Below are 18,594 nucleotides of genomic sequence, written 5' to 3'. Positions count from 1 at the left end.
TTGTCAACGATTATCCTTATACGTGTGTAACCAGATAGAATCTTCCACGCTTCGCGTCACGAACCAACGCGAATACGACTACTGATGAACGAACGTCCAAGCTTGCCTGGAGCACCATCGAACGGAGGTATCGTCACGTGACACCACTGCAGTCCGACCTCGCGACAGTCGTCGAGGGGGTGAACATGGTGTGGGTCCTCACCGTCACCTTCCTCATCTTCTTCATGCACGCCGGCTTCGCCATGCTGGAGGCGGGGCAGGTCCGCTCGAAGAACGTCGCCAATCAGTTGACTAAGAACCTCCTGACGTGGTCCGTCGGGGTGACGGTCTACTTCCTCCTCGGAGCCGCCCTCTCGACCATCGTCGGGGGCGCCACCGGGGGCGGCGGCGCCGACGTCCTCGGCGCGTTCACCGACCTCTACATGCCCGCGGAGGGCGCGGCGGGGGCGTGGGTGAACTGGCTCTTCGGGGCCGTGTTCGCCATGACCGCCGCGACCATCGTCTCCGGCGCCGTCGCCGGCCGCGCGAAACTCCGCGCGTACATCACCTACACGATTCTGCTCGCCGGGGTCATCTACCCCGTCGTCGTCGGCTTCACCTGGGCCGGCGGCTTCCTCTCGGTCCTCGGCTTCCACGACTTCGCCGGCGGCGTCATCGTCCACGCGATGGGCGGCATCGCCGGTCTCACGGCCGCGTGGATAATCGGCCCGCGGATGGACCGCTACAACGACGACGGCTCCGTGAACGTCATCCCCGGTCACTCGATGACGTTCGCCGTCCTCGGAACGCTCATCCTCGCGTTCGGCTGGTACGGCTTCAACGTCGGCACCGCCGCCTCGCCGCTGGCGTACTCCGAGGCCGACGGCGTCACACTTGGGTCGTTCGCCTACGTCGGCCGCGTCGCCCTCGTCACCACCCTCGGCATGGCCGCGGGCGCCATCGGCGCGGGCGGCCTCTCGATGATAAAGACCGGGAAGGTCGACACGCTGTACGTCGCCAACGGCGTCCTCGCCGGCCTCGTCGCCATCACGTCCATCGCGGACGCCATCGTCTGGCCGGGCGCCATCGCCGTCGGCCTCGTCGGCGGCGCGCAACTGCCCATCGTCTTCGAGTTCATCGAGAAGCGGCTGAAGATAGACGACGTCTGCGCCGTCTTCCCGGTTCACGGCTCCGCGGGCGTCCTCGGGGCGCTCCTGTACCCCGTCTTCGCGACCGACCTCTGGGCCGGGAACGCCGGCTTCATCGAACTGCTCGTCCCGCAGGTCGTCGGCGTCGCCGTCATCGCCGCGTGGACGTTCGCGGCCACCGCGGCCGTCTTCGGCGCGTTCCGCGCCGCGGGCGAGACGCGCGTCAGCCGCGAGCACGAACTCGAAGGACTCGACGCCTCCGAACACGGCGTCGATACTTACCCCGAGTTCGGCGGCCGGGACGAGGCCGTCCGGGTGGACGGCGGCGTCCGGATGGACGGCGGTGAGCGAACCGGGAGTTCGCGACCCTCGTCGGACCGGATGTCCGACGGCGGGAGTTACAGCGGCGTGCAAAATACTACCACGGATGATAGAGACAACTGAACTATGAGCGAAGAACTGCCGAACGACGGAGAGATCAAGATGGTAACGGCCGTCGTCCGACCGGACAAGTTGTCGGACGTGAAACGCTCGCTGGCGGAGGCCGGCGCGCCGTCGCTGACGGTGACGAACGTCTCCGGCCGCGGTTCCCAACCTGCAAAGAAGGGCCAGTGGCGCGGCGAGGAGTACACGGTCGACCTCCACCAGAAAGTCAAGATAGAGTGCGTCGTCGCCGACATCCCGGCCGAGGACGTCGTCGACGCCATCGCGGACGGTGCGCACACGGGCGAACCCGGCGACGGGAAGGTGTTCGTCACCCCCGTCGACAGCGCCGTCCAGATTCGGACCGGAAAGACCGGCCGCGACGCGGTGTAGAAGCGGGCGACCTGCTTTTCTCGCGGCACCCGCTCGTCCGCCGGACCGGAGACGAAAAGAGCCAAGCGGTCCAACGACGCGACGGAGAACGTGGACCTCACGCCGGTCACCGCGGTCGGACTCGTCGTCGCCCTCGTCGGCTTCGAGTCGCTACACCGACTGCGCGAGCGGTTCGGGTGGACCGGCGGCACGCTCTCGGACCACGTCTGGAAGTGGGTCGTGCCCGCCGTCATCCTCCTCGTCGTCGCCGCCGAGGGGAAGACGCTGGCCTCCATCGGGTGGCGCGTCGACTCGGTGTCCGTCCTCGTCTGGCAGGTCGGCGTGGGCCTCGCGGCGATGCTCGGGACGAACCTCCTCCTCGCGCCCCTCTGGGCCCGCGTCGGCGACGGCGGCGAGAGCCTCGCGGAGGGAATCGGCTCGTTCGCGGCGCTGTCGGTGCCCGAACGCCTGTTCGTCGCGGCGACGGCGGGCGTCACGGAGGAGATTCCGTACCACGGCTACGCCGTCGAGCGACTCGCCGCCCTGACCGGGAGCGTCCCGTTCGCGGGCGTCGTCGCCTTCGTCGCCTTTACCCTCGGGCACCTCGGCGACACGTGGGACCGACAGGCCGTCCTCCGCATCGCCCAACCGGCGCTGGTGACGACGCTCCTCTACCTCTGGTTCCGGTCGCTGCCGGCGCTCATCGCCGTCCACGCGCTGAACGACGCCGTCGGTCTGCTGGTCGCGGACCGCTACGCGCCCGACCCGAACGAGGAGGAGGAGGCGCCGGCGGTCGTCCGATGGTTGGAATGACGGGTCGAGAGCAGGCGCAGCCCCCCGCTATCGGCTGCCGAACCCAGTACTTCTTTTTCAGTACCGTCCGAACGCCCGTCCATGAACCACGACGAGTCCCGTTCGCTGTACGACCGGGCGCTGTCGGTCATGCCGGGCGGCGTGAACTCTTCGGTGCGGGCGACGCGACCCTACCCCTTCTTCGTCGAACGCGGCGACGGCGCGCACGTCGTCGACGCCGACGGCAACCGCTATCTCGACTACGCGATGGGCTACGGCCCCCTCCTGTACGGCCACGACATGCCGGAACCGGTTCGGTCGGCCGTCCAGTCGCACGCCTCCGAGGGGCCGATGTACGGCGCGCCGACCGAGGTAGAGGTCGAACACGCGGAGTTCGTCGCGCGGCACGTCCCCTCCGTCGAGATGATTCGCTTCGTCAACAGTGGGACAGAAGCCACCGTCTCGGCCGTCCGCCTCGCCCGCGGCTACACCGGCCGCGACAAAATCGTCGTCATGCAGGGCGGTTACCACGGCGCGCAGGAGTCGACGCTCGTCGAGGGCGAACCCGGCGACGTCCACCCCAGCACCAGCGGCATCCCCGAGGCGTTCGCCGAGCACACGATTCCGGTCCCGTTCAACGACTTCGAGACGATGAACCAGGTGTTCGAAGAGCACGGCGAGGACATCGCCGCCGTTCTCACCGAACCCATCCTCGGCAACAACGGCATCGTCCTCCCCGTCGACGGCTACCTCGAACACCTCCGCGACGTGACCGAGGAGCACGACTCGCTGCTGATATTCGACGAGGTCATCACCGGGTTCCGCGTCGGCGGCCTCCAGTGCGCGCAGGGGAAGTACGGCGTCACGCCGGACGTGACCACCTTCGGGAAGATAATCGGCGGCGGGTTCCCCGTCGGCGCCATCGGCGGGAAATCGGAGATACTGGAGCAGTTCTCTCCCGCCGGCCCCGTCTTCCAGTCGGGGACGTTCTCGGGGCATCCGGTGACGATGGCCGCGGGCTACGAGTACCTGAAGTTCGCCGCCGAGAACGACGTGTACGAGCACGTGAATCGCCTCGGAGAGAAGCTTCGACGGGGAATCACGGACATCGTCGAGGACCAAGCGCCCGCCTACACCGTCGTCGGGACGGACTCGATGTTCAAGACGGTGTTCACGCGCGAGGCGCCGTCGGACCTCGCCGACGCCTGCGAGGCCGGGTGCGAACAGCGCCCGGACTGCCCGCGCTACGACCACTGCCCGAAGGACGCCTCGGACATCCAGAACGCCGGGACGGAGCGCTGGGAGCGCATTTTCTGGCAGGAGATGAAAGACCGGGGCATCTTCCTCACCGCGAACCAGTTCGAGTCGCAGTTCGTCTCCTACGCCCACACCGACGAGGACATCGAGGAGACGCTGGAGGCGTACAAAGAGGTTCTATAGGGCTCTACGCGGTCAGGCGGCGCTCCGGCGCCGCGAGGCGAGCGTCGCGTTGAGGATGACGCCGACGAAGAGGAGCATCGCCCCGGTGTAGACGCTCGTGAGGACGATGATGATGCCGCTGATGGCGCCGAAGACGGCGTACTGGTCGGCGTTGACGGAGTAGACGTGCGCGACGCCCAACAGCGCGGTCCACCCCGCGGCGGCGAGGACCGCCCCCGGGACCGCCGCCCGGAGCGAGGTGACGAGGCGGGACGGCACGTAGTACAGCGGAAGGAACACGACTGTCAGGACGGCGAACAGCCCCACGCCGACGATTTCCGACGGGGCCAGGAACGTCGAGAAGAAGGCGCTGGCGAGACCGATAGACACTACCGCCAACCCCAGCGACCCGACGACGCAGACGGCGTCGCGGGCGATAGCCGGGAGCGACCCCCCGACCGACCCCTCGGCGCGTTCGACGACCGCGCGGAAGCCGAACGTGAGGTGTGCGCCGCTCCACAGGAGGACGGCGCCGGACAGGAGGATGGCCCCGGTCCGTCCGGTCTGGTTCGCCGTCGCCTCGTACACCAACTGCCGCGTGCTGGGGGTGAGAAACGACGGCGTCGCCGTTCGGACCGCCTCGGCGGCCGGTTGGCTCAGCACCGCCAGCACCAATACGAGGAGCGGGAACAGCGAGATGAACCCGTAGTACGCCAGCGACGCCGCCGGGTACTCGACCTCGTGCTCGCGGACGCCTCTGGCGACGGCGAACACGACGCGGAACGCCTCGACGAGGCGCGACATGGAACCGGGTACGGCGCGAGCGTAGAAATGTCTGTTCGCATCGGCTCGTCAGCGAGTCGAAGGTTTCCCGCCGTCTCGGCCGTCGAACGGTCCGTTCCGCGCCGCACCCGGGAGCGTTTTTGTGCCGGGGGCGCGTCGTTTTCGGTATGGACGAGCCACCCTCCGCGCGGACTCGAAACACCGGTGCGAGCGCCGCCGGAAGCGGCGGCTACGACGACCCGATAGGCGACCTGCTGCCGTACGCGTCGGTCGACTCGAACTGGTGGTACTGGATCGCCGCGCCGATTCCGCTGTTCGTCCTCTCGCTGGTCGGCGGCGCCCTGTTCTTCGTCGGCTTCCTGTTCGACGTCTTCCTCACGGGCGGGATACTGACGGTCGGCGCGATGGTCGTCTTCGGCGGCCTCGCGGCCCTCGTCGGCCTCGTCTGCTCGGTACTGTTCCCGATAGCCGTCTACGTCGACGCGCGGGCGCTCTCGGACGCGCCGGAGTCGACGTGGTCGCCCGACCCCGTGCTGTACGGGCTTGTCGCCCTCGCGGGCGTCGTCGTGACGGCGTTCACCGTGAGCGTCCCGTTCGGCCTCTACTACCTCTACCGCCGGCACGAGGCGGTCGGCACGCCCTGAGTCGAGTCAGCTACGCGGTCGGCCTCTCGTCCCCTTTCCGTTCCGCGTCTTCGCCGCGCCACCAGTTCCACAGGAGTCCCGCCGAGAGGGCCAGCGACCCGGCCCACAGTAGGAAGAGTCGGAGAGCGACGAAAGGAGACCCGCTGACCGGCGGATTCGACGCACCCACGGCGGACGCGACGACGCCGAACAGGACCGAGGAGGCGAGCCCCACGCCCCAGAGCTTGATCGCCGACGTTCTCGGATATCGCCCGTACGTGATGCTGGCAGCGACGAGAGCGAAGACCTGAGCCGCGGTCCGAGCCTGAGAGAGCGATTCGGTGACCAGCGCGGTGTGCACGACGACCGGAAGCGGGTTGAGCACGGTGGCGAACGCCACCCAGAGACCGACGAATCGAAGGAACTCCCAAACGCCCCAAAAAGCGGTATTTCCAAGGCTCGAACCGTCCCCCGGTCGGTCGCCCGACCCGTCGCTCACGACGTCCCCTCCACGGCGTACAGCGCCCGGTCCACGCCGGCGTAGACGGTACCGTCGACGACGGCCGGTGGACGGGCGCGCCCCGGATTCTCTCTCGCCTCGAATCGTGCGAGTTCGGTCCCGTCCGCGGTGTCGAGGACGACGAATCCCGTCGGCGCCGCGGCGTACAGCGTCTCGTCTACGACTGCGGGCGGAGCGTCGCTCTCGACGGGCGCGACGGTTCGCCAGACACGTTCGCCCGTCTCCGCGTCGAAGGCGACGACGGCCGAGCGTTCGCCGCCCGTGACGGCGTAGACGCGTTCGTCGTCGGTGACCGGATGGAAGTCTGCGTGGCTGACGTCGGCGTCACTCTCCCACCTGATCTCGCCGTCGTCGAGCGAAATCGCGTACAGCGGTCCGCTTCCGTAGAAAGCGGCGCCGGGACCGAGACAAGGGAGAACTTCGCCCGGACTCGCGACGTCGAGTGCCACCGTCCACCGACGTGTCCCCGTCCGCGAATCGACCGCGGCCAGTTCGTCCGGCACGTCGCCGCGTCCGACGAGGATGCCGTCGCGGGCGGCGAGCGGCGAGAAATCAGGAGTCGAGGAGGGACCGGCCGGGAGCGGCGAGCGCTCGCGCGGGATGCCCGTCTCGACGTCGACGACCGCGATTCCGTCGTTCCAATTAGGCCAGTACCCCGTCCGACCGACGACGAGCGGAGCAGTCCCGTGAGCCGCGTTATCGTACGCCCAACGAAATCGACCGCTGCCCGCGTCGAATCCGAAGACGCGGAAGCCGCAGGCCGCGACGACGGTTTCGCCGACCGTCGTCGGCGGTGCGCTAAACCTTAGCTGCCCGTGTCCCCGCGCCTTCCGATCGGAGACCTGCCAGCGGGCGGCGCCGCTCTCGGCGTCGAGGGCGACGAGTCGACCCTCGCCGGCGACGTAGACGGTTTCCTCGGTGACGCCGAACGACCGCGTCTCGTATTCGACGGGAGGAACGGACGCCCGCCACCGAAGGGAGAAGTCGCCGCGCGGGGCGTCCCCGTCGGGGTCGAACCCGGTTCGTGCGGGGTCGCGACGGGCCGTCGGCCAGCCGTCGGTCCGGGTCGCCGCCCCGGACTCGGCGCTCGTCGCCAGCGACGGGTCGAGACCGAACCCGGCGACGAGAGACAGACCGCCTGCGGCCACGAGTCGGCGTCGACTGAGACGCGGCAGGCGCATACCTAGTATGAGTCTTGTTGACACTTATCGGCACCGGTCGGCGCGTCGACGGTGAGCAAACGCTCGTCGGCACGTACGCGGCCGCGAACTGGTGGGCTTTTCACTCGGCGGCGTCCACGTCCGAGTAACTATGAAACGCGGGACGCTCCGACTGGCGACGCGAGGCTCGGACCTCGCACTCCGGCAGGCGGCGAGTGTGCGCGACGCCCTCGCCGACCGTCGGTTCGACGTTGAACTCGTGGAGGTGGACACGCGCGGCGACCAGATACGCGACGAACTTATCCACCGACTCGGCAAGACCGGGGCGTTCGTCCGCGCCCTCGACGAGGAGGTGCTGGACGGCGAGTTGGACGCCGCCGTCCACTCGATGAAGGACATGCCGACCGAACAGCCCTCGGACCTCGTCGTCGCCGGCGTCCCCGGACGCGCCGCGGCCGGCGACCTGCTCCTCACGACCGACGGCACGGAGTTGGAGGACCTACCCGCGGGGTCGGTCGTCGGCACCTCCTCGCTCCGTCGGAAGGCGCAGATACTCGCCGCCCGGCCGGATTTGGAGGTCGAACCCCTCCGCGGCAACGTCGACACCCGTGTCGAGAAACTGCTCGCGCCGACGCTCCAACGGGAGCACGAGGCCCGCGTCGACGACGACAGGGAGAAGAAGGGCAACGCCGCCGAGGCGAAGGCCTCCGGCGAGGAGTACGAGACGGAGTTCGACCGCTCCATCGACGAGTGGTTCAACGGCTTGGACGAGATAGAGCGGCGCGCGCTGGAACGCGACGTGGAGACGGAGTACGACGCCATCGTCCTCGCGGAGGCCGGCCTGCAACGGTCGGGGCTGCTCCACCGCGTCGACTACCAGCGGCTCCCGCCGAGCGAGTTCGTCCCCTCGCCCGGACAGGGCGCCATCGCCGTCACGGCCCGCCGCGACCACGAGAACCTCGACCAGATGCGAGACGCCCTCGACGACCCGCGGACGCGCGTGACGACCACCGTCGAGCGGACGGTGCTCTCGGAACTCGGCGGCGGGTGCATCGCGCCCATCGGCGTCCACGCGAAACTGCAGGGCGAGCACGTCCACGTCACCGCGCGCGTCCTCTCGGAGGACGGCGAGAGGGAGGTGAAAGCGAACCGCGACCTGCCGGTGCGCGACCACGCGAACGCGGCCGCGGAGTTCGCCGCGGACCTCGCCGACCGCGGGGCGGACGACCTCATCGCCGCGGCGCGCGAGGAGGCGGACGCCGACGACGTGGGCGGCGGCGCGCGAGAGGAGACGGACGACGACAGGAGCGAACTCGACGACGTCGAACCAGAGAGCGACGAGGCGTGAGATGGTCGGGAAAGTCTATCTCGTCGGCAGCGGACCGGGCGACCCGGACTTGCTGACGGTGAAGGCGAAGCGACTGCTCGAAACCGCCGACGTGGTGCTGCACGACAAACTCCCCGGCCCGGAGATTCTCGGCGCGATTCCCGAGGGGAAGCGGGAGGACGTCGGTAAACGCGCGGGCGGCGAGTGGACCCCGCAGGAGTACACGAACCGCCGGATGGTGGAACTCGCGCGCGAGGGCAAGACCGTCGTGCGCCTGAAGGGCGGCGACCCGTTCGTGTTCGGCCGCGGCGGCGAGGAGATGGAGCACTTGGCTTCGGAGGAGATTCCGTTCGAGGTGGTGCCCGGCATCACCTCGGCCATCGCGGGTCCGGGAACGGCCGGCATCCCCGTCACCCATCGCGAGTACGCCTCTTCCGTCTCGTTCGTCACTGGTCACGAGGACCCGACGAAGGAGGAGTCGGCCATCGACTGGAACGCGTTGGCCGCCACCGGCGGCACCATCGTCGTCCTGATGGGCGTCGGCGGCCTGCCCGACTACACCAAGGCGCTCCTCGACGCCGGGAAGAGTCCCGAAACGCCCGTCGCCCTCGTCGAACGCGCGACGCGGCCGGAGATGCGCGTCGCCACCGGGACCTTGGAGGACATCGTCGCCGTGCGCGACGAGTCGGAGATAGAACCGCCGGCAATCACGGTCATCGGCGACGTGGCCGGGACGCGCGAGCGAGTAGTGGAGTTCTTGGAGAACCGGACGGGCGAGTCCGGTGCGGACGGAAGTAGGGACCCTGATGCCGACGGACGAGCCGAATCGGAGGGTGACGACGAGTGAGCCGGCAGGTCCGCGTGGCCGTCTTCCGCCCGGACGACGACCGGATGCGCGACGCCGTCGAACTGCTCGACTCCCTCGGCGCGACGCCGGTGCCGGACCCGATGCTCGCCGTCGAACCGACGGGCGCGACGCCCGAAGCGGGCGAGTACGTCGTCCTGACGAGCAAGACGGGCGTGGAACTACTCGCCGAGGCGGGGTGGTCACCCGGCGACGCGACGCTGGTCTGCATCGGCCCGTCGACGGCCGGGAACGCCCGCGACGCGGGGTGGACGGTCGATATCGTCCCCGAGGAATACACCTCCGCGGGACTGGTCGAACGGCTTCGAGACGAAGTCGGGGGCGCGACGGTGGAAGTCGCCCGGAGCGACCACGGTAGCAGCGTGCTCCTCGACGGCCTGCGCGAGGCCGGCGCCGAGGTGTACGAGACGGTGCTGTACCGACTCAGCGCGCCCGAGGGCGCCGGGCAGTCGACGGTGATGGCCGCCGGCGGGGAGTTGGAAGGAGTCTGTTTCAGTTCTTCCTTGACCGTGGAAAACTTCCTCGCGGCGGCCGAAGCGCGGGGCGTGCGCGAGGAAGCCATCGAGGGTCTGAACGGCGCTGTCGTCGGCGTCATCGGCCCGCCGACGCGAGAGACGGCCGAGTCGTACGGTATCGAGGTCGACGTGGTCCCCGAGAACGCCGACTTCGAGAAACTGGCGTGCGCCGTGGTGGAAGCGGCGGCGCCGACGTACCGCGAGTGACCCCGACGGCCGCCGCGACGACCCGGAGCGGATATCGGTGAGCGAGTCGACGGGAAGCGAGGGTGGGACGTGGCGAAGCGTCGCCGTCGTCGCCGGCTGGCAGACGGCCGCCAGCCTCTGTTACTACAGCATCTTCGCCGCGACGGGGTTCGTCCGCGAGACGTTCGGCGTCTCGGAGTCGCGGGTGGGGCTGTTCCTCACCGCCGCGCTCCTCGGCTACACGGTGTCGCTGTTTCCCAGCGGCGCCGCCGTCGACGGCTACGGCGAGAAGCGCGTGATGACGGTCGGTCTGCTCGCACTGGGCGTCGCCGCCGTCGGCGTGACGCTGGCGCCGACGTACGCGCTGTTGCTCCTCGCGGGCGCGCTGCTCGGCGCGGCGTACTCGACGGCGATGCCGGGGACGAACCGCGGCATCGTCGCCGGCGCGCCCCCCGGCCGAGCGAACCTCGCCATGGGGCTGAAACAGGTCGGCGTCACCGCCGGGAGCGGCGTCTCCTCGCTTCTCATCACTGGCATCGCCGCGATAGCGGCGTGGCAGGTCGGATTCTGGGCCGTCGCCGCCCTCGCGGGCGTCTACGCCGTCGGCTTCGGCGTCGTCTACCGCGGGAAGGCGGGCAGCGGCGAGGTGACGTGGCCCGAGATGGGCGGCCTCGCGTCGAACCGCGCCTACGTTGCGCTGGTCGCCGCGGGCTTCTTCCTCGGGGCGTCCATCTTCTCGATGCTCGGCTACACCGTCCTCTACGTGCAGGACGTGGTGGGCACCGGCGCCGCCGTCGCGGGCGCGGTGCTCGCGGCGACGCAGGTGACGGGGAGCGTCGGGCGCATCGGCGCGGGGACCCTCGCGGACAGACTCGGCGGTGCGCGCGGCGCCGCCACCGTCGCCCTCGCGCAACTGGTCGGCGGCGCCGCGCTGTTCGCCGTCCTCGTGAACGGCGGGGACTCCCTCCTCCTCACCGCGGCGGTGTTCGTCGGCCTCGGCGTCACCATCCACGGGTCGACGGGCGTGTTCTACTCCTGTCTGAGCAGCGTGGTCGAGGACGACGACATCGGCGCGGCGACGGCGGGCGGGCAGACGGGGCTGAACACCGGCGGACTGCTCGCGCCGCCGGCGTTCGGCCTCATCGTCGAGTCTGCGTGGGGGTACGACGCGGCGTGGGCGTTCGTGACCGCGCTGGCCGTCACCGGTGCGGTGCTTCTGTTGGTCGTCAGACGGCGGGTGTGAGTCTTCGAGCGGAGTTTTTTGTCCCGCCGTCGGCCACGACCGGGCGATTCCCCTCCTCCGCGACCGATACCGGCGTCTCGACGCACGAGTTCGAGAGCTCTCGCGCGCGAGGTACGCGTTGACCGTCGGTGCCTTCGTATTCGCCGCTACGCTCGCCATTAGCTCCCTGCTCGGCGATTTGGACGTCTTTTAGGTGACCGCGATGGGAATCGCGTTCACCGTGGTGTACTACGTGATGAACCCAAGTCGGTCCGACGCGGTCGAGTAGCGCGAGACGCAGCTTTAAATCCGAGAGCGCGCAAGCCGAGGGTATGAGCGCGGACGGCGTGGCGGAGTCGGAGGCACCGGTACCGGAGATGAGAGACCACGCCGCCGACTGCGCGGCGCGGTTGCGCGCGGCCGACGAGGTGCTCCTCGCCTCGCACATCGACGCCGACGGTCTGACCAGCGCCGCCGTCGCCGCTTCCGCCCTCGAACGGGCCGGAATCCCCTTCGAGACGGTCTTCTCGAAGCAACTGGACGAGACGGAGGTAGCGCGAATCGCCGCCACCGACTACGACACCGTCCTCTTCACCGACTTCGGGAGCGGCCAGTTGGACATCATCGCCGAACACGAGACGGCGGGCGAGTTCTCCCCGGTCATCGCCGACCACCACCAACCGGCCGACGCGGACACCGAGTTCCACCTCAACCCGCTTCGGTTCGGCGTCGACGGCGCCTCGGAACTGTCCGGCGCGGGCGCGAGTTACGTTCTCGCGCGGGCGTTGGAGTCCGAACCGGGTGCGAACCGCGACTTAGCGGCGTTGGCCGTCGTCGGCGCCGTCGGCGACATGCAGAACTCGCAGGGCGGGTTGCGCGGCGCGAACGCCGGTATCGTCGCCGACGGCGTGGCGGCGGGCGTGCTGGAGGAGGCGACGGACCTCGCCATCTACGGCCGGCAGACGCGTCCGCTCCCGAAGTTCCTGGAGTACGCGAGCGACGTGCGCATCCCCGGCATCTCGAACGACCAGAACGGGGCGATTCAGTTCCTCTCGGAACTCGATTTGGACCTCAAATCGGACGGCGAGTGGCGTCGGTGGGTCGACCTCTCCATGGCCGAACGGAAGACGGTGGTAAGCGCGCTGATGCGCCGCGCCATCGCCTCGGGCGTGCCCGCGAAGCGCATCGACGAACTCGTCGGGACGACCTACTCGCTGTTGGACGAGGAGGAGGGCACCGAACTCCGCGACGTGAGCGAGTTCTCCACCCTGCTCAACGCCACCGCGCGGTACGAACGCGCGGACGTGGGACTGGCGGTCTGTCTCGGCGACAGAGGCGAGGCACTCGACCGGGCGCGGAAACTGCTCAGGAATCACCGCCGGAACCTCTCGGAGGGGCTCCAGTGGGTGAAAAACGAGGGCGTCACCGTCGAGGACAACGTCCAGTGGTTCGACGCCGGGACGCGCATCCGCGAGACCATCGTCGGCATCGTCGCCGGGATGGCCGTCGGCGCGGCGGGCATCCGCGGCGACGTTCCCATTCTCGCGTTCGCCGAGAAGTCGGCAGAGGAGGTGAAGGTGTCCGCTCGCGGAACGCACGCCCTCGTTCGACAGGGGCTCGACCTCTCGGCGGTGATGCGGGAGGCGTCGCGCGCCGTCGGCGGCGACGGCGGCGGGCACGACGTGGCCGCCGGCGCGACCATCCCGGCGGACGCCCGCGAGGCGTTCGTCCGGGAGGCCGACCGCCTCGTCGGCGAGCAGTTAGCGTAACGACGGCCGAACCGCCTAAGCACGCCGCGGGCGGAGTGTCGGTACGGTCGTTCGGCCGTGATCCACAGATATGGAAGGTTCGCACACGCGTAGACGGCTGCTCGCCGGCCTCTCGGCCGTCGGCGTCGCCTCGCTCGGCGGCTGCGTGACGACAGATCTCTCGCTCAGCGCGGACGGCGTCGGCGAGTCCGACGTGTTCGACTCCCTCTCGCTGTCGGAGTCGTGGACGGCGAACAAAGCCGTGGTGAAGGTGACGCTCACCGACGCCGCGACGACGGAGCGGAACGTCAGGAAGGTGGCCGTCATCGACAGCGAAGGCTCCAGCGTCTGGACGGACACGGTCGACCCCGGCCAGACGAGCGTGAGCGGCGCCCGCTTTCCCGTGGGCCAGACGGCCACTCTCACCGCCTCGGACAACGACGACGCGTTCGTCGACTCGGTGTCGGTGACGCTGAACGGGTCGTCGCTCCCCTGATTCTGCGGCGCCGTCCGTACCGGCCGACTTCGTCGGTAGCGATAGCGTCGTCCGTTCTCGCGAGGCTCGAACCGATTTTGTATAGCAGTATGTGGTTTGCGCAGAGGTAGATACGCTGGAGAGGGTCAAATCGGGGACGGTCGAAAGACGCTCTGAAACGGTGCGCTTCGTTCGAATCGAGGAATCGAGGCCGACGACGAGAGGCAGACCCCGGTAAGCGCCGGAAGCGGAGGACCGAAAGGCGAATCCAAGGAGTCGGGCGGGCAGGCCCGGCGGGGAGACGTCGGCGCGGAGCACCCGCCCGCTGTTCGGTCACGAGACGACGTCACCTCCGACGTTGCGCGTCGAACGACGGAGTCGCACCTGTTCTCGGCGCTGGCAACCGGCGGAATCGGAGCGAGGAAGGGACGAACTCGCGAGTCCGCGGATAGCCCGGAGCACTCGCCTCTCGACTACATCACCGAAGCGCTTCAGGCCTCGGCGCCTCGGCAGGGATTTGAGAGGCCGGTAGCGGGGCCCGACGGTAGAGACACTTACCGGACGGTGACACGAAAGTGAGCGGGAGTCGATAGGGCACTTCAAAGGGAGCGAAAGGACGCAATCGGAGGTAAGCGCCCGTGTGAGACCCGGTCAGTCCGAGTGCACGTTCGACGGTCGAAGAGGTCGATAAACTTCATAGCGCGATATAGAATGCAAGACAGACGAGAACTGACGGCGCCGCGTCGCCGACCGTCCGACTTTTCTTCTCGAACGGGAACAGACGAGTATGACCGAGTTCGACCCCGAGAAGTTCGAGGACAAGTACGTCCACTACTTTCCGGAACTCCAGCGCGCCTACAAGAACGCCTTCAGCACGATGAACGACGAGTACGACTCGAACCTCATCCACGCCATCGACCAGCAGATTCTGAACGAGTCCGAACCCGTGTACGAGGACGGCGAGTTCCGCATCGACCTGCCCGAGAACCCAGAGGAGCGACTGACGGGCGTCGTCGTCGACGACGAGAAACTGGACGCCGTGCTGGAACGCTACGTCGAGGAGTTAAGGGCCGAACACCGCCGTGTGTTCGGTCTGAGCGGGTGAGTCGCACCCCCACGAACCAAAGGCCTAAGCCGGTCCGTCCCGAATCGCGAGACATGAGCACGGACGCGACCAACGCCGACGAGGACCTGAAAGAACGCGTGACAAACTTCCTGCGGCGTAACTTCCCGCAGATCCAGATGCACGGCGGGTCGGCCGCCATCCAGCACCTCGACCGCGAGACCGGCGAGGTCACCATCATGCTCGGCGGCGCCTGCTCGGGGTGCGGCATCTCCCCGATGACGATTCAGGCCATCAAGAGCCGAATGGTCAAAGAGATTCCCGAAATCGAGACGGTCAACGCCGACACCGGAATGGGCGGCGACGGCGGTCACGACGGCGGCATGTCCCCCTCGTTCCCCGGCGAGTCGAGTTCCGACGACGGCGGCAGCGACGAAGGCCCGCAGGCGCCCTTCTAACGGCCGAGAGCCTCTTTCTCGCCGCCTCGCGCGGCGAACGGAAACCCGTGACTCTTTCGTCCCCGCCCCCCGAGAGGCGAGTATGAGCACCGAGACACCCGAGAACGTTCTCTTCGTCGTGATGGACACGGTGCGGAAGGACCGCCTCGGGCCGTACGGGTACGACCGGCCGACGACGCCGAACCTCGACGCGTTCGCCGAGGAGGCGACTGTCTTCGAGCAGGCGGTCGCCCCGGCGCCGTGGACGCTGCCCGTCCACGCGTCGCTGTTCACCGGTATGTACCCCTCGCACCACGGCGCCGATCAGGAGAACCCCTACTTGGAGGGGGCGACGACGCTCGCGGAGACGCTCTCGGCGGCGGGCTACGACACCGCCTGCTACTCCTCGAACGCGTGGATCACGCCGTACACCCACCTGACCGACGGCTTCGACGACCAGGACAACTTCTTCGAGGTGATGCCCGGCGAGTTCCTCTCGGGACCGCTGGCGAAGGCCTGGAAGACGATGAACGACAACGAGGCACTCCGCGCCGTCGCGGACAAACTCGTCAGCCTCGGCAACACCGCCCACGAGTACTTCGCGGGCGGCGGCGGCGCCGATTCGAAGACGCCCGCTGTCATCGACCGGACGGCGGAGTTCATCGACTCCTCCGAGGAGTCGTTCGCGTTCATCAATCTCATGGACGCGCACCTGCCGTACCACCCGCCCGAGGAGTTCGCCGAGGAGTTCGCCCCCGGCGTCGACTCCGCGGAGGTCTGTCAGAACTCCAAGGAGTACAACGCGGGCGCGCGCGACATCGACGACGACGAGTGGGAGGCCATCCGCGGCCTGTACGACGCCGAAATCGCCCACATCGACGACCAACTCGGCCGCCTGTTCGACTGGCTGAAGGAAACCGAAAGATGGGACGACACGATGGTCGTCGTCTGCGCCGACCACGGCGAACTCCACGGCGAACACGACCTGTACGGTCACGAGTTCTGCCTGTACGACCCTCTCGTGAACGTTCCCCTGATGGTGAAACACCCCGCTCTGGAGGAAGAGCGCCGCGAGGACCAGGTCGAACTGGTCGACCTCTACCACACGGTCCTCGACGCCCTCAACGTCGAAGGCGGAACCCCCGCCTCGGCCGGCGACGACGCCGTCGCCCTCGACCGCACCCGGTCGCTGCTCTCGGCGTCCTACCGCGAGTTCGCGGACGCGGGGGCCGAAACGACGAACGACGACCCCGGGCGAGTACGGGACGGCGAGTACGCGTTCGTGGAGTACTCCCGTCCGGTGGTCGAACTCAAGCAGTTAGAGGAGAAAGCGTCGGACGCCGGCATCACGCTCCCCGAGGACTCGCGGTTCTACTCGCGGATGCGCGCCGCGCGGCGCACCGACGCGAAGTACGTCCGCATCGACCGCATCCCCGACGAGGCCTACCGCCTCGACGAGGACCCCGGCGAGACGGAGAACGTCGCCGAGAGCGACGACGAGGCGATAGCCGAGACCGAATCCGCGCTCTCGGCGTTCGAGTCGAACGTCGGCGGCGCGTGGACGGACGCGTTGGACGCCGACGTCTCGGACGAGTCCGTCGACGAGATGGACGACGAGACGCAGGAACGCCTCCGCGACCTCGGCTACTTGGAGTAGAGCGGGTAACTCACCCCGCCAGACGGAGTCCGGCGACGCCCGCGACGATGGCCGCGAGGCAGGCGAGTCGAATCGGCGAGGTGGACTCGTCGAACAGGGCGATGCCGAGGACGACGGTCCCCACCGCGCCGATACCGGTCCAGACGGCGTAGGCGGTGCCGACCGGAAGAACCTGGACGGCCTTCGCGAGGCCGGCCATGCTCACGACGAGTGTGACGGCGACGAACGCCGTCGCGCGGAGGTTCGAGAAGCCGTCGGCGTACTCCAACCCGACGGCCCACGCCGTCTCGAAGAACGCGGCGCCGATCAGAACGAGCCAGGCGGTCTGTCTGTCCACGCACACCGGTTCGGCGCGGGCGGCCTTCACTGTCGCGACTCGCCGCGGGACGTCGACTCCGGCGGCACCGACCCCCCGCCCGCCTTACGGACGCCGCGTCCGACCTCCCACGTCCGGAGCAGAGCCGCCAGCGTTCGGTTCGTCGGGACGTCGAGACGGTGTCTCTCGGCCCGTTCGACCACGGTCCCGTTGATAGCGTCGACCTCGGTTCGTTTCTCGTCGTCCACGTCCTGCAGCATCGACGACCGGTTCGCCTCCGTGGCCGTAACCACCTCGTCCAGCGCCGAGAGGGCGCGTCGGTTCGACAGCGAGACGCCCTCCGCGCGGGCCACGCGCGCCGTCTCGCGGGTCGCGCGGCGGGCGAGTTCGCGTCCGGGGTCGTCGGTCAGCGCGCCGTTCTCGACGCGCGCGAGGGCGGTGACGGCGTTGACGCCCGCGTTGACGGCGAGTTTCTCCCACAGGCGGCGGGGCATATCGGACGCGACCAGCGTTTCGATTCCGGCGTCGCGGAACGCCTTGCCGACCCGTTCGGCGCGCGGGTCGGTGCCGCCGCTCCGCGCCCCGAGGACGACGCGTCCGACGCCGGTGCACTCGACGTGACCGGGTTCGACGAGGCGCGCGCCGTACGTCGCGGTGCCGGCGAGGACGGGCGCGTCGAGTCGCGCCGCGAGCGTCTCTTCGGCGAGGCCGTTCTGTAGGGAGCACACCACCTCGAACGACCCGGCGCCGAGAGCGTCGGCCGCGGCGGCGGTGTCGAACGATTTGACGGCGACGACGGCCAGGTCGGCGGCGGAGCCGTCGTACTTGGTCGTCGCGGCGGGCGCGGTGCGGGCTTCGACGGCGCCGGAGACGCGGACGCCTCCCTCGCGGACGCGCGAGACGTGCGGGTCGCGGCCGACGAGCGTCACGTCGTGCGCGCGCGCGAGAAGCGCACCGACGAGCGTTCCGAGGCTCCCGGCGCCGAAGACGAGTACATCCATGTCGGGCGGTCGTCGGCGGTCGGAAAAAGCGGTCGGGTCGGCGTCCGAGTCCGAGTCAGTCCTCGGTCCAGTAGTACAGTTCCTCCTTCTCGGCGCCGCAGTTCGGACAGGAGTCGGGCATCTGCTCCACGTCGCCCATCTCGCCGCAGGTGCCGCACCGCCACATGAGTTCGGCCTCGCCGAATTCGTGGCCCGCCCGTTCGTGTTCGACTGAGAGGCTGACGATTCCCTCTCGGGTCGACACGTAGAAGCCGTCGTCGTCGAATCCGCGGACGGTGCCGAGCTTCTCGCCGTTTTCGGTGTACACGGTGCGTCCGATGCTGACGCTGGGTTTCTCGTCGGTCATATGAAAAGAATCGACGGCTGAGGGCATAAATGTCGGCGACGAGTTCAGTGCGGGGTAGTACGGAGAGAACGAAGAAGTCGTACCGCGAGGCGAGCGAACGCGAGCCTCGCGGAATCTTTTTGGTCCAGTTTTTTGCGTTCACGAGACGCGAAGCGTCTCGTTAGCCAATCAGAACGCTTCGCGTTCTGATGACGATGCGGGTGCGCCTTCGGTGCAT

20 protein-coding genes are annotated in these 18,594 nt (G+C 68.7%); 14 read left to right on the top strand and 6 right to left on the bottom strand.

Annotation, left to right across the window (positions count from 1 at the left end):
* Positions 1-185 precede the first annotated feature (185 nt).
* The 4 genes from NDI76_RS01005 (at position 186) to hemL (ending at position 4,154) form a co-directional block, all read left to right on the top strand.
* Positions 186-1,571, top strand: coding sequence for an ammonium transporter (locus NDI76_RS01005; RefSeq protein ID WP_310923843.1), 1,386 nt, complete (start codon positions 186-188; stop codon positions 1,569-1,571).
* Between the two features lie 3 nt (positions 1,572-1,574).
* Positions 1,575-1,943 (top strand): nitrogen regulatory protein GlnK1, encoded by a 369-nt coding sequence (glnK1, locus tag NDI76_RS01000; protein ID WP_310922106.1) that lies wholly within the window; start codon positions 1,575-1,577, stop codon positions 1,941-1,943.
* Positions 1,944-2,033: 90 nt separating this feature from the next.
* Positions 2,034-2,735, top strand: a complete 702-nt coding sequence (locus NDI76_RS00995) for a CPBP family glutamic-type intramembrane protease (RefSeq protein ID WP_310922105.1) — start codon at positions 2,034-2,036, stop codon at positions 2,733-2,735.
* 81 nt (positions 2,736-2,816) lie between these two features.
* The gene (gene hemL / locus NDI76_RS00990; protein ID WP_310922104.1) at positions 2,817-4,154 is read left to right on the top strand and encodes a glutamate-1-semialdehyde 2,1-aminomutase; all 1,338 of its coding nucleotides are present in this window, start codon (positions 2,817-2,819) and stop codon (positions 4,152-4,154) included.
* Positions 4,155-4,166: 12 nt separating this feature from the next.
* Here the strand turns inward: hemL and NDI76_RS00985 are convergent, their stop codons facing one another.
* Entirely contained in the window at positions 4,167-4,937 is a 771-nt protein-coding gene (locus NDI76_RS00985) for a YihY/virulence factor BrkB family protein (RefSeq protein WP_310922103.1), read from the bottom strand.
* 146 nt (positions 4,938-5,083) lie between these two features.
* Between NDI76_RS00985 and NDI76_RS00980 the strand changes: the two genes are divergently transcribed.
* A complete protein-coding gene (locus tag NDI76_RS00980; protein ID WP_310922102.1) occupies positions 5,084-5,560 on the top strand; it encodes a hypothetical protein in 477 nt (158 codons plus the stop codon).
* Between the two features lie 10 nt (positions 5,561-5,570).
* Here the strand turns inward: NDI76_RS00980 and NDI76_RS00975 are convergent, their stop codons facing one another.
* Entirely contained in the window at positions 5,571-6,038 is a 468-nt protein-coding gene (locus NDI76_RS00975; RefSeq protein WP_310922100.1) for a hypothetical protein, read from the bottom strand.
* Entirely contained in the window at positions 6,035-7,240 is a 1,206-nt protein-coding gene (locus NDI76_RS00970; RefSeq protein WP_310922099.1) for an outer membrane protein assembly factor BamB family protein, read from the bottom strand. Before NDI76_RS00970 ends, NDI76_RS00975 begins: the two co-directional genes overlap by 4 nt.
* Positions 7,241-7,370: 130 nt before the next feature.
* Here NDI76_RS00970 and hemC point away from each other — a divergent pair, with 130 nt between their 5' ends.
* The 9 genes from hemC to NDI76_RS00925 all read left to right on the top strand — a co-directional run bounded on the left by hemC (position 7,371) and on the right by NDI76_RS00925 (position 16,714).
* A complete protein-coding gene (hemC, locus tag NDI76_RS00965; RefSeq protein ID WP_310922098.1) occupies positions 7,371-8,567 on the top strand; it encodes a hydroxymethylbilane synthase in 1,197 nt (398 codons plus the stop codon).
* Position 8,568: 1 nt separating this feature from the next.
* A complete protein-coding gene (cobA, locus tag NDI76_RS00960; RefSeq protein ID WP_310922096.1) occupies positions 8,569-9,393 on the top strand; it encodes a uroporphyrinogen-III C-methyltransferase in 825 nt (274 codons plus the stop codon).
* Positions 9,390-10,133 carry a uroporphyrinogen-III synthase gene (locus tag NDI76_RS00955; RefSeq protein WP_310922095.1) on the top strand — a complete coding sequence of 248 codons (744 nt, stop codon included), beginning with the start codon at positions 9,390-9,392 and terminating at the stop codon, positions 10,131-10,133. The genes cobA and NDI76_RS00955 overlap by 4 nt, the downstream gene beginning before the upstream one ends.
* A 37-nt stretch (positions 10,134-10,170) precedes the next feature.
* Positions 10,171-11,355 carry an MFS transporter gene (locus tag NDI76_RS00950; protein WP_310922094.1) on the top strand — a complete coding sequence of 395 codons (1,185 nt, stop codon included), beginning with the start codon at positions 10,171-10,173 and terminating at the stop codon, positions 11,353-11,355.
* Between the two features lie 311 nt (positions 11,356-11,666).
* Positions 11,667-13,103 carry a RecJ family nuclease gene (gene recJ, locus NDI76_RS00945; RefSeq protein WP_310922093.1) on the top strand — a complete coding sequence of 479 codons (1,437 nt, stop codon included), beginning with the start codon at positions 11,667-11,669 and terminating at the stop codon, positions 13,101-13,103.
* 70 nt (positions 13,104-13,173) lie between these two features.
* On the top strand, positions 13,174-13,578 hold the full coding sequence (locus NDI76_RS00940; RefSeq protein WP_310922092.1) for a hypothetical protein: 405 nt from the start codon (positions 13,174-13,176) through the stop codon (positions 13,576-13,578).
* 766 nt (positions 13,579-14,344) lie between these two features.
* The gene (locus NDI76_RS00935; RefSeq protein WP_310922091.1) at positions 14,345-14,662 is read left to right on the top strand and encodes a DUF5783 family protein; all 318 of its coding nucleotides are present in this window, start codon (positions 14,345-14,347) and stop codon (positions 14,660-14,662) included.
* A 53-nt stretch (positions 14,663-14,715) separates the two neighbouring features.
* Entirely contained in the window at positions 14,716-15,078 is a 363-nt protein-coding gene (locus tag NDI76_RS00930) for a NifU family protein (RefSeq protein ID WP_310922090.1), read from the top strand.
* An 82-nt stretch (positions 15,079-15,160) separates the two neighbouring features.
* Positions 15,161-16,714: a sulfatase gene (locus NDI76_RS00925; RefSeq protein WP_310922089.1), complete on the top strand. Its 1,554-nt coding sequence runs from the start codon at positions 15,161-15,163 to the stop codon at positions 16,712-16,714.
* Positions 16,715-16,724: 10 nt separating this feature from the next.
* Here the strand turns inward: NDI76_RS00925 and NDI76_RS00920 are convergent, their stop codons facing one another.
* Genes NDI76_RS00920 through NDI76_RS00910 form a run of 3 tightly spaced genes read right to left on the bottom strand, consistent with a single transcriptional unit; the run spans position 16,725 to position 18,377 of the window.
* Entirely contained in the window at positions 16,725-17,051 is a 327-nt protein-coding gene (locus NDI76_RS00920) for a DMT family transporter (protein ID WP_310922088.1), read from the bottom strand.
* Between the two features lie 26 nt (positions 17,052-17,077).
* On the bottom strand, positions 17,078-18,031 hold the full coding sequence (locus NDI76_RS00915; RefSeq protein ID WP_310922087.1) for a ketopantoate reductase family protein: 954 nt from the start codon (positions 18,029-18,031) through the stop codon (positions 17,078-17,080).
* A gap of 55 nt (positions 18,032-18,086) precedes the next feature.
* Positions 18,087-18,377: a DUF7130 family rubredoxin-like protein gene (locus tag NDI76_RS00910; RefSeq protein ID WP_310922086.1), complete on the bottom strand. Its 291-nt coding sequence runs from the start codon at positions 18,375-18,377 to the stop codon at positions 18,087-18,089.
* Positions 18,378-18,594: the final 217 nt, after the last annotated feature.

This window comes from Halogeometricum sp. S1BR25-6, assembly GCF_031624495.1.
GTDB lineage: Archaea > Halobacteriota > Halobacteria > Halobacteriales > Haloferacaceae > Halogeometricum > Halogeometricum salsisoli.
Note: the sequence above shows the minus strand (reverse complement) of the source record. Positions and strands in the feature narration are given on the sequence as shown.

Coding starts and splice junctions, on each gene's coding strand:
- NDI76_RS01005 (WP_310923843.1), top strand. CDS start 186: ATGGTGTGGGTCCTCACCGTCACCTTCCTCATCTTCTTCATGCACGCC.
- glnK1 (WP_310922106.1), top strand. CDS start 1,575: ATGAGCGAAGAACTGCCGAACGACGGAGAGATCAAGATGGTAACGGCC.
- hemL (WP_310922104.1), top strand. CDS start 2,817: ATGAACCACGACGAGTCCCGTTCGCTGTACGACCGGGCGCTGTCGGTC.
- NDI76_RS00985 (WP_310922103.1), bottom strand. CDS start 4,937: ATGTCGCGCCTCGTCGAGGCGTTCCGCGTCGTGTTCGCCGTCGCCAGA.
- NDI76_RS00980 (WP_310922102.1), top strand. CDS start 5,084: ATGGACGAGCCACCCTCCGCGCGGACTCGAAACACCGGTGCGAGCGCC.
- NDI76_RS00970 (WP_310922099.1), bottom strand. CDS start 7,240: ATGCGCCTGCCGCGTCTCAGTCGACGCCGACTCGTGGCCGCAGGCGGT.
- hemC (WP_310922098.1), top strand. CDS start 7,371: ATGAAACGCGGGACGCTCCGACTGGCGACGCGAGGCTCGGACCTCGCA.
- cobA (WP_310922096.1), top strand. CDS start 8,569: ATGGTCGGGAAAGTCTATCTCGTCGGCAGCGGACCGGGCGACCCGGAC.
- recJ (WP_310922093.1), top strand. CDS start 11,667: ATGAGCGCGGACGGCGTGGCGGAGTCGGAGGCACCGGTACCGGAGATG.
- NDI76_RS00940 (WP_310922092.1), top strand. CDS start 13,174: ATGGAAGGTTCGCACACGCGTAGACGGCTGCTCGCCGGCCTCTCGGCC.
- NDI76_RS00935 (WP_310922091.1), top strand. CDS start 14,345: ATGACCGAGTTCGACCCCGAGAAGTTCGAGGACAAGTACGTCCACTAC.
- NDI76_RS00930 (WP_310922090.1), top strand. CDS start 14,716: ATGAGCACGGACGCGACCAACGCCGACGAGGACCTGAAAGAACGCGTG.
- NDI76_RS00925 (WP_310922089.1), top strand. CDS start 15,161: ATGAGCACCGAGACACCCGAGAACGTTCTCTTCGTCGTGATGGACACG.
- NDI76_RS00915 (WP_310922087.1), bottom strand. CDS start 18,031: ATGGATGTACTCGTCTTCGGCGCCGGGAGCCTCGGAACGCTCGTCGGT.
- NDI76_RS00910 (WP_310922086.1), bottom strand. CDS start 18,377: ATGACCGACGAGAAACCCAGCGTCAGCATCGGACGCACCGTGTACACC.